The 9,836-nt window shown below is 40.3% G+C and carries 12 protein-coding genes; 1 reads left to right on the forward strand and 11 read right to left on the reverse strand.

What is annotated here, in order from left to right; all coding sequences use genetic code 11:
* Window positions 1–594: 594 nt before the first annotated feature.
* From ACFPYJ_RS06860 to ACFPYJ_RS06875, 4 genes are all read right to left on the reverse strand, one after another.
* Window positions 595–771, reverse strand: a complete 177-nt coding sequence (locus ACFPYJ_RS06860) for a hypothetical protein (protein ID WP_379187342.1) — start codon at window positions 769–771, stop codon at window positions 595–597.
* 22 nt (window positions 772–793) lie between these two features.
* Window positions 794–1,588, reverse strand: coding sequence for an arsenite methyltransferase (locus tag ACFPYJ_RS06865; protein ID WP_379187343.1), 795 nt, complete (start codon window positions 1,586–1,588; stop codon window positions 794–796).
* A gap of 115 nt (window positions 1,589–1,703) precedes the next feature.
* Window positions 1,704–2,747 (reverse strand): flavin-containing monooxygenase, encoded by a 1,044-nt coding sequence (locus ACFPYJ_RS06870; RefSeq protein ID WP_379187344.1) that lies wholly within the window; start codon window positions 2,745–2,747, stop codon window positions 1,704–1,706.
* Window positions 2,748–2,820: 73 nt separating this feature from the next.
* Window positions 2,821–3,267, reverse strand: a complete 447-nt coding sequence (locus ACFPYJ_RS06875) for a MarR family winged helix-turn-helix transcriptional regulator (protein ID WP_379187345.1) — start codon at window positions 3,265–3,267, stop codon at window positions 2,821–2,823.
* A gap of 191 nt (window positions 3,268–3,458) precedes the next feature.
* Between ACFPYJ_RS06875 and ACFPYJ_RS06880 the strand changes: the two genes are divergently transcribed.
* Window positions 3,459–3,902, forward strand: a complete 444-nt coding sequence (locus ACFPYJ_RS06880; protein WP_379187346.1) for an arsenate reductase ArsC — start codon at window positions 3,459–3,461, stop codon at window positions 3,900–3,902.
* A gap of 74 nt (window positions 3,903–3,976) precedes the next feature.
* Here the strand turns inward: ACFPYJ_RS06880 and ACFPYJ_RS06885 are convergent, their stop codons facing one another.
* The 7 genes from ACFPYJ_RS06885 to pstS all read right to left on the reverse strand — a co-directional run bounded on the left by ACFPYJ_RS06885 (window position 3,977) and on the right by pstS (window position 9,586).
* Window positions 3,977–4,297, reverse strand: coding sequence for an ArsR/SmtB family transcription factor (locus ACFPYJ_RS06885; RefSeq protein ID WP_379187347.1), 321 nt, complete (start codon window positions 4,295–4,297; stop codon window positions 3,977–3,979).
* Window positions 4,298–4,415: 118 nt separating this feature from the next.
* Window positions 4,416–5,111 (reverse strand): response regulator transcription factor, encoded by a 696-nt coding sequence (locus ACFPYJ_RS06890; RefSeq protein WP_379187348.1) that lies wholly within the window; start codon window positions 5,109–5,111, stop codon window positions 4,416–4,418.
* Between the two features lie 30 nt (window positions 5,112–5,141).
* Window positions 5,142–5,801 (reverse strand): phosphate signaling complex protein PhoU, encoded by a 660-nt coding sequence (gene phoU / locus ACFPYJ_RS06895; protein WP_379187353.1) that lies wholly within the window; start codon window positions 5,799–5,801, stop codon window positions 5,142–5,144.
* A 21-nt stretch (window positions 5,802–5,822) separates the two neighbouring features.
* Window positions 5,823–6,581 carry a phosphate ABC transporter ATP-binding protein PstB gene (gene pstB, locus ACFPYJ_RS06900; RefSeq protein ID WP_379187349.1) on the reverse strand — a complete coding sequence of 253 codons (759 nt, stop codon included), beginning with the start codon at window positions 6,579–6,581 and terminating at the stop codon, window positions 5,823–5,825.
* A gap of 11 nt (window positions 6,582–6,592) precedes the next feature.
* Window positions 6,593–7,447, reverse strand: a complete 855-nt coding sequence (gene pstA, locus ACFPYJ_RS06905) for a phosphate ABC transporter permease PstA (RefSeq protein ID WP_379187350.1) — start codon at window positions 7,445–7,447, stop codon at window positions 6,593–6,595.
* Entirely contained in the window at window positions 7,444–8,424 is a 981-nt protein-coding gene (gene pstC / locus ACFPYJ_RS06910) for a phosphate ABC transporter permease subunit PstC (RefSeq protein WP_379187351.1), read from the reverse strand. The genes pstA and pstC overlap by 4 nt, the downstream gene beginning before the upstream one ends.
* Window positions 8,425–8,515: 91 nt before the next feature.
* Window positions 8,516–9,586, reverse strand: a complete 1,071-nt coding sequence (gene pstS, locus ACFPYJ_RS06915; protein WP_379187352.1) for a phosphate ABC transporter substrate-binding protein PstS — start codon at window positions 9,584–9,586, stop codon at window positions 8,516–8,518.
* Window positions 9,587–9,836 lie beyond the last annotated feature (250 nt).

A 9,836-nucleotide genomic window follows, 5' to 3' on the forward strand; every position in this document is an offset into this window, starting at 1 on the left:
CTCTAGGCAATAGACTAATGGGTGTCGCCGAGGCTTTCTCTGTGTCTACTTTTTTGAGGCAAGGTCATATGTATTAAAATCTTGTATCGTAATTTAGTTGTTTTTAAAGAAGAATATAATTTAAACATAAAATATAGTAAGACACCATTTATTGATGTCTCAATTAGTGCTGGAATATATCTATTATTAAAAAAGGACGAATCATATATAAATTCTCTAAACAGAATATCAACTGCAATACCGAGAAATGAAAGTAAAACTTGATAAACAAAAAACTTAAGGTTGTTCATCTAAATCAAACTCTCCTTCAAAATTTTTTCTCTGATTACACCTGATATTTGAAGTTTTTTACCCTAAAGAGTACCCAATAATTGATTAAACTATTCTGCCCGTTCAACGTCCATCAGGACATCTGTATATAACCGCTTATTTTGTGAAGTAGTAAAAAGGATCCGACGCGGCGGATCCTTTTGCTGTTTTTTATTGAGATCGTCCGGTCGTTGGAGGCCTAGTTTTATTGGCAATATATGATGGCGGTAGCCGGGAGAGGACTACCGGACTTCAAATTAGTCACTATTTGTTTAAAAAACGGATTTACGTACAACAAGGAGTATTGTTTACTATTCTCTGGGCATTTAATGCAATTATTTTTCTTAACAGAGATACGTATTTAGTTTCTTTACGTAAAGAACCTGCGTTTGAAGATATTTCTTTTAGCTCAGCTTGTTTATATTCCATAAGCTTTTCAGCTACATATGTGTTTAAATACATAGTACTGCTCACCTCACATTGGTTATGGTCTTACGGCTTTAATTACTGCTGAAACAATATAGTTTTCCATGCTCGTTCCTGGTACCCAATCTTTAATGAAATCTTTCGACTCATCCTTAGGCTCAATCGTAATATTCGAAAATCCACTATCCAAAAGCATTTGTTTTAAGTCTTCGATACTGGATGCTCCCGAAATGCAGCCAGAATACAGTGCATCCAGGTCATTTTTGATTTCTGTCGGCAGCTCTGTCGATAAGACAACATCAGAAATAGCGATTCGTCCCCCCGGTTTCAATACGCGGAAAGTGTCCTTAAATACTTGCGGTTTATTAGGCGACAGGTTAACCACACAGTTCGAAATAACTACATCTACCGATTGATCGGAAACAGGTAAATATTCGATCTCCCCTAACCGGAATTCTGTGTTCGAGAAGCCACCTTTAGTTCCATTTGCCCTTGCTTTGCTGATCATTTCGGGAGTCATATCAACTCCAATGACATGACCGGTTTCTCCAACCTGACGAGATGCTAAGAAACAATCAAAGCCTCCCCCACTCCCTAAGTCAAGCACAACATTACCGGGTTTCAAATCTGCTATGGCTTGCGGATTGCCACATCCAAGTCCGAGGTTTGCTCCTTCCGGAACTGCCGATAACTCAGCAGCTGAATAACCCAATTTGGAAGAAACAGCGTCAGCTGAAGCACAGCAGCTTGCTTCCGTAGAGCAGCAACCGCCTGCCGAATTTACTTCTTGAATAGCTGCTTTATAACGGTTTCTAACATTTTGACGAATCTGATCTTCTGTTACATGACTCATTAGGAATAACCTCCTGGTTAAATGATTTGCAAGTTTTATATGATCGGAACAGCGTTAGAAGCAGCTCCGTACTCGCCAATGAGATAAATTTGAAAATAAATGAATGCAAAATGCTTTAATTGCCTTTCAGTGACCGACCTATTTGCTTTACCACATACTTTGCATCCGCCCCGACTCCGCGAATCGTAGCGGAGGCAAATGAACGTTGTCCGTTCAAACCAACAAAATATAGGCCGGGAACGCTTGAACTAATCCCCTCTTTTTGTACCGGAACTCCATTTGGATCAAGTCCACCTAACCCCCTCAGGTATTCAAGGTTTGACCGAAAACCAGTCGCGAATATAACATTGTCCGCTTCTTCCCTTGATCCATCTGACCATACGACCCCTTCTGGATAAAATGCGGTAAACATCTGTTTCTGTACCGGATGTCCTGCATGTAACCGCTCCTTGTAATTGCCAAGATCTATGACGGACGAAGCGTTTGCTGCGGACTTACCGAAGCGCCAAAAGGAATCCACGCCCGTTATAGTTAGCCAAAAATGAAGATCTCGGCCTAGAATACGCTGAGGAACCAGTGAAACCTGATCGCGGACAGCTAATGTGGTTTCAGCAGTTTCAGACAGCTCCATCGCGATTTGCACTGCCGAATTCCCTCTTCCGACTACAATCACAGATTGGCCAGTAAAGGAATCCGGTGATAAGTATTCGGAGGAATGAATCACTCTTCCTAAGTAATCGCTTTGAGCATCAATGTGAGGAATAAATGGCCGGCTAAAGGAGCCTGTCGCACAGATAATAGTTCGCGATCGATAACTCTCTCCAGCTGCTGTGTTTACTTCAAACACACCAGATTCTCGACCAATATGTTTAACTTGACTATGGTAAGCAATCGGGAGTTTATTATGAGAAGCATATCGTTTCAGATATTGAACGACCTCATCACGCCCCGGATAACGATCACCCGGAGATGGAAACGGCATCCCTGGAAGTGAGGAATACTTCGCCGGTGAAAATAATTTCAAACTATCATAATATTTAGGCCATGAACCTGCAGCTTCCTCACTTGCTTCGAGGATCAAGAAATTAAATCCGTTCTTTTTAAGATGGTATCCGGAGGCTAATCCTGCTTGACCTCCACCAACTACAATAACATCCAAAATCTCACTCATTTTGACCTTCCTTTTATTTGCAATTTGCAAATATTAATGAAATGATATGGAGTAATTCGCATTACCCCAATGGTGTACAACACATTTTTGATTTCCTCATACTTTCATTCAAGAGCTTAATGGAGCGAATAACGGTGTCTTTCTCAAATTCGTTCATAAATGAAAATACCTCATCCAGATAGTCAGTCATCATCTTATCAATTGCGGTAGCAAAAAACTTCCCTTCTACGGTCAAGGATAATATATAGACTCTTCGATCCCCTAGTGAAGGCGTTTTTTTGATCAGCTTATTGTTGACTAACGTTTGAATTTGACGACTAAACGTAGTGATATCAACGCCAAGCGTATCCGCAATTTGCTGCATGGAAGGCTCATGCTGCCGATCGACTTCGAATAGAATATGACTTTGGATCAGAGAAATCTCCGTACTGCCAATCGTGCAGCAGTTCTTGTTCAAAAAGCCGAATTGCCTAGCCATCACCTGTAGTAATTCTCTTGGATTCTCCAACGTTCTTCACCTCATTAACTTATTTATACATCTATTATTTGCAAATTGCAAGTTATTTATTTGAATAATTAATCCACATCTCTGAGTACTCCAATAAGAGTGACATTTACAATGTCCTTATATAAGTTAATACTGATATTACAATTCACTTATATAATGTAGTTAATCCCTAATGAAAGGTGTGTCATATCGTGGAGAACAAGACATTCAATATTTATTTTTTATGTGGACAAAATCGTTGTCGAAGTCAAATCGCAGAGGCTCTAGCAAAGCATTATGCCACTGAAAATGTCAGAATCGATAGCGCAGGCTTAGAGCCAAGTTCACTTCATCCTTTCACCATTCAAGCCATGCAGGAAATTGGGATCGATATTACCGACCGCTTCTCCAAAAAAATCGATATGAAAATATTTATGAGTTCTTCTGTTATAATCAAACTTTGTGATGATATCGAGGAGCGATGTCCTATCGTTCCTTTCGGTATCCGTAATGAGCAATGGAGTATACATGATCCTCTAGCCAAAGAAGACGCTACAATGGATGATGTGCGGTCTGCTAGAGATGAAATAAAACAAAAGGTCATTTCATTACTGCAAAAATTTGGTGTATACAAGTCATCCCAACAAAGCGTCTAATTGAATAGACCATTAAACCAAGCATTAATGCTTGGTTTTTTATGGTTATTAAAAAACCACCAAAGAAGGTAGCTTTAACAAGACATATTTTCTTCATTTATTCTAACTTCGTCACCTTGGACTATTGCCGGTAAATAATTCAGCACATCCTTAAGATGTGGCTTCTCTTCGATTGATAGTGAATAATAGACCCACTGACCTCTTCGATCTTCACGTAAAATACCTGCAGATTTTAGCTTACGTAGATGTTGACTGGTGCTCGACTGAGAGACATCAAGCACACTAACAATATCGCAAACACACATTTCTTTTTCTTTTAGCAAGCATATAATCGTTAATCGGGTTTTGTCCCCTAATAATTTATAATCCTCAGCCATAGAAGATAATGTAATCAATTTTTGAACTGCCCCCTCAAGGCTACGATTTGGGTTATATGATGTCATTCAACATGCTCATTTATCATATTTCCGAAATGTTAAGGGAGTATTAACGAATAAACATATGGTTAACTCTTTATTTGAAATCCAGCTGGTACCCATTTTTAATTATTGTTTTAATTTCAAAAACGTCTGAAAACATCTTGCATTTGTTTCTTAATTTGAACATGGTAAGCGTTAATGCGTTTCTATCATTAGCATGCCTTTCGGACAATATGTGTTGGAGTTGATCAGAAGAAACCAGCTTTCCCTGATTATCAAGCAGCACAACAAAGATCTGGAACTCTCGCCATGTTAAATGGACGGTAGATCCATTCATTCGTATTTCTGATCCAGACGGATAGATTTCAATGTTATGAATGCGATAAGCTGTTTGTTCACGAGATACTTGAATCGCTGTTTTTTCTTTTCCCAAGGAATGATCAATGAGCTGCAGTAGTTCTGAGAAATCGAATGGCTTCAAGAGATGACTTGCTTTTAAACTAAGTGGCTGATGAGCACTACTCTTATCTATAAGTTCAATAATGGGTATATGCCTATCGCTCAATAATTGAAGAAGATCCCCCGGGTATAACTCAATTCCGGGGGAATCCATAATGACTAAATCAATCGTTTTAAAAGCGTGCATGCTTCCAGGCTCCAGATATTCAACTTGATACCCTTGCTTAATAAGGCCATATTGAAGCATATTGGCTAAGGTTCGATCTGACTCTATAAGGAGAATACGTTTGGGGATCATATCGACCCAAGTGTTTTTCTGTTCCTGTTGCATGTTCCCTTCCTCCGCTTATGCGATGTGTTACTAGTGATTTAGGTCATGCCTTTCATTAGATACCATGTAAATAACATTCTCGCCTATATTCGTTGCATGATCAGCAATTCGCTCCAGAAATCGCCCTACAAAGCATAATTGCAAACCTTGTGTTATCGTATTAGGCTGCTTGACCATATATTCATAATTCCGTTTTAAAAACTGTCCATATAAACGATCGACCTCATGGTCTAACTCAGCCATTTGCTTTGCCAATACAATATCACCGCGATCATAGCTAGTCATGCTTCCATGTATCATTTTTAATGTTATCTCGCTCATTTCCGGGATTCCCTCAAAAAGCTCAGGAGCCACCTCCGAATCGAGTCTAAGCGTTACTTTAGCCACATCAATGGCCAAATCCGCCATTCGTTCTAAGTCATTTGCCATACGTACCGCAGTTAGAATCTTTCGCATGTCTTTGGTAACCGGCTGCTGCGTTGCTATTGTTACACCAACTAGCTCTAAGATCTGATTTTCCATACGGTTGACTTGCTCATCATTTTCAATGAGTATCTTTGCCAGTGTAAGATCATGATTCTGCAAAGATTGAACAGATTGAATAACAGCTTCTTGGACTCTTTCTCCCATTAGATCGAGCTTTCCATGCAAATCCGTCAGCAACTTTTTTAAACTTGAACGATGCTCCACCAAATTGTATCCTCCTTATCCTTATCCAAAACGTCCTGAAATATAGTCATCCGTGCGATGATCATCAGGGGAAGAAAACATATGTTCCGTTTGATTGAATTCAATCATTTCTCCATTTAAGAAAAAGGCTGTGTGATCTGCTATTCGCGCAGCTTGATGTAGATTATGAGTTACTATGACAATTGTGACTTGTTTCTTAAGTTCTAGAACAAGATCTTCAATATGACTAGTTGATATCGGATCGAGTGCTGACGCAGGTTCATCCATGAGTAGGATTTCAGGTTCAATCGCCAAAGCTCTTGCAATACATAATCGCTGTTGTTGACCTCCACTAAGGCCCATCCCAGAATGTTTTAGACGATCTTTGACTTCATCCCAGATTGCTGCCATCCGTAAACTCTTCTCTACCGCTTCGTCTAGAATTGATTTCTTGCGTATTCCATTTAGCTTTAATCCGGATGCGACATTATCGTAGATCGACATCGTCGGAAAAGGATTAGGTTTTTGAAAGACCATACCAATTCGACTGCGTATTTCAACAGGATCAACACCAGAAGCGTATACATTTTGATCCTGAAACCATACTTCACCTTCTACCCGTGTCCCATCAATAACCTCATGCATCCGATTAAGACAGCGAACAAAGGTCGATTTTCCGCATCCAGAGGGTCCTATGATAGCCGTAATCGCATTGCTTTCAATTTGCATATCGATACCCTTTAAGATTTGTTGATTGCCATACCAGGCTTTTAGCTTCTCTGTTCGTAATTCTTTGGCCACGCTCACTCACCTCAATTGATGTTTTTGAACCGACTCCGCGTTATCGTCCGTGCTGCAATATTAATGATGAGAACAAAACCAATAAGTACAAGTGCTGCTCCCCATGCTTTTTCTATCCAATCCTCATAGGGTGATTTGGCATACTCGAATATTTGTGCCGGCAGTGAAGCAATAGGTTCTGACAATTTAGTATTCCAGTAATGATTTCCGAAAGCCGTTAATAATAGTGGGGCTGTTTCTCCGGCTACACGAGCAACTCCAAGCATAATACCCGTAACCATACCCTTTAACGAATACGGAATAACAATAAACAGAATGGTCTTCCATTTGTTGATGCCTAAAGCATAGGCACCTTCTTTTATCGAATTTGGAACAAGCCGTAAAATTTCTTCTGTTGAACGAGTAATGATTGGGATCATAATAATGCCTAAAGCTAACCCTCCTGACCATGCTGAAAAATGCTCGAAAGGCCTGACAAATGCGATATAAGCGAATATCCCAATGACAACCGAAGGTATACCAAGAAGAACATCCACGACAAAACGGATCATAGAAGAAAAAAGTCCTTGAGGTCTATATTCATTCAAGTAAATGGCCGTCATGATACCAATAGGCAGACCGACTCCTGAGGCAATTAATACTAATAGAAATGTTCCAACTATTGCGTTGCCGACCCCACCGCCTAGCTCACCTACTGCGACTGGCAGCTTAACGAAAAAATCGATACTGAGGGCTGATGACCCTTTATATACGATGTAACTCAATATACTGACTAAAGGTATGAGCGCAATAAGGGTGAACAGAACAACGATACCCATCATGAGTACATTGACCTTGTTTCGTCGAATCATTCGCTTCTTATTCACCTTTTCACACCTCCTCTAGGCCCTCGTGCTACACGCCAAATCATAAATCTCGCAGCCGCATTTAGGACAAACGTTACAAGGAATAAGAGCAGCCCAATCTCAATAAGCGAGGATAGATAAATATCGTCCGTAGCTTCTGTAAATTCATTTGCTATAACGGCTGCCATGGAATGTCCGGGCGCAAATAAAGAAGCTTTGATATCTACCCGGTTGCCGATGACCATGGTAACGGCCATAGTTTCCCCTAACGCGCGCCCCATTCCAAGAATACATGCCCCCAATATCCCTGGTCTGGCAAAGGGCAGAATGACCTTCCAAATGACTTCCCATTTCGTTGCACCCAGTGCCATGAAACCTTCTTTTTGCAAGCTAGGTACAACACTTATGACGTCTCTAGCCAGTGCGGTAATAATCGGAATAATCATAATGGCAAGGATCACCCCTGCAGATAACATGCCAAGACCAATTGGGGCTCCCGAGAATAAAAGAAAGCCGCCTAGAAGTTTAGATACCGGGATTTGAAACCAATCTCGAATAAAGGGTACCATGACAAACAAACCCCAAAGCCCAAATAATATGCTTGGGATTGCCGCGAGAAGTTCAATCATAAAACCAACAGGCCTCTTCAGCCACTCTGGAGCCATCTCGGTTATAAACAACGCAACACCAATACTGATTGGTGCTGCGATTATGATCGCAATTAAGGAGGATATTACAGTTCCATAGATGAAGGGTAAGGCACCAAACTCACCTTTGACAGGGTTCCACTCCGTGCCAATTATGAAATGCAGCCCAAATTTTTGTATGGATAAATGAGATTCAAGAGCTAAGGCAATAATAATCCAAAGAAATAATAAGAAGATCACAGCTGCAAACATAAATGTAGTCCATTTGAATCCGGTATCAAATAAACGTTGGGAAATAGCTCTCTTCATGCGGCTCTTAACCATGGAGGTAGGCAAGGGGACTTTCTTCAAGACCACATTTCTCCTTTCGATGTTTCTTATTCGAATGATAATGAAGGGATAGAGATGATACCATCTCTATCCCTCTCCATTCATGTGTTGATTACTGAATCTTAGCGATATTGGTATCGTTAAGTTTGGCAATTGCTTCAGGGATCTTCGCATAAAGAAGTTCTTCGGAATACTGTTGACCATCACGATAAGCCCATTTGACTAAATCTATAATCGCTTTTTTCTTATCTGCATCATCATATTCCACATTTAGAAGTGCCCAAGTAAAACCTACAATTCCATATGCTTTTTCACCCGATTTTTCAACAATAGACACGCGTGTATCCGCAGGCATATTGGCTGCAGCTGTTTCTGCAGCTAAAGTAGCTGCTTCGAGTGAAGGAGAAACGAAATTTCCATCTTTGTTTCGAACTTGAGCATAAGAGATATTGTTATTCACTGCATATGCAAGTTCCGCGTAACCGATAGAACCTGGCGTTTGCTTTACTTGCCCTGCAACACCCTCATTACCTTTTCCGCCCACACCTACGGGGAATTGTACCGATTTACCTTGGCCCACTTTTTCTTTCCACTCCGGGTTAACTGTGCTTAGATAATCTGTGAAGATAGCAGTCGTACCGCTGCCGTCCGAACGATACACCGGGGTAATTGCCAAATCCGGTAAACTTAGGTCTGCGTTATCAGCTTTCAGCTTCGCATCATTCCATTTTGTGATTTTGCCAAGGAAAATATCTGCAAGTGTTTCTTGCGTCAACTTCAACCCTTTATCAATTCCATCCAAGTTATAGATGATTGCTTCCGCACCGACAGTAACAGGGATATGAATGACACCGTTTTTCACCTTTGAAATGTCTTCATCAGTCATAAAAGCATCTGAAGCTGCAAAATCAATGGTTCCCTCTGTCAATTGTTTGATTCCGCCACCCGAACCAATCGATTGATAATTAACTCTGATGTCAGCATGAAGCTTGTTATACTCGGAGAACATTTTTGAAAATAACGGATTTACAAAGGTCGACCCAGCTGCAGTTATGGTCATACCATTATCTGAAGCTTTGCTATTTCCCCCCGTGTTTCCTTCTTTGCTCGATCCACATCCGGCCAACACGACTACCATGATGGCAATAATACTGAAAGACAACCATTTTGCTTTCTTCGACATTTGAATTCTTCTCTCCCTTATCACGATATTATTAAGTGCTTATATATCGATTCGCTTATGATCTTAAATCGTGAATGTTTTCGGATTGTTAACGTATTGTTATCAAATAATTAAATTAGCACTCACTAATATAATGCTTTACTTATATTAAAGAGTTTGGTTATAATACTAATGGATATTCTATAAGGGATATCACATCACTCCTCAGTGAGAATAACCGAAACGAGGTGATATGGAATGATTTCCTTAG

It is taken from the genome of Paenibacillus solisilvae, from assembly GCF_042656405.1.
Lineage (GTDB): Bacteria > Bacillota > Bacilli > Paenibacillales > Paenibacillaceae > Paenibacillus_Z > Paenibacillus_Z solisilvae.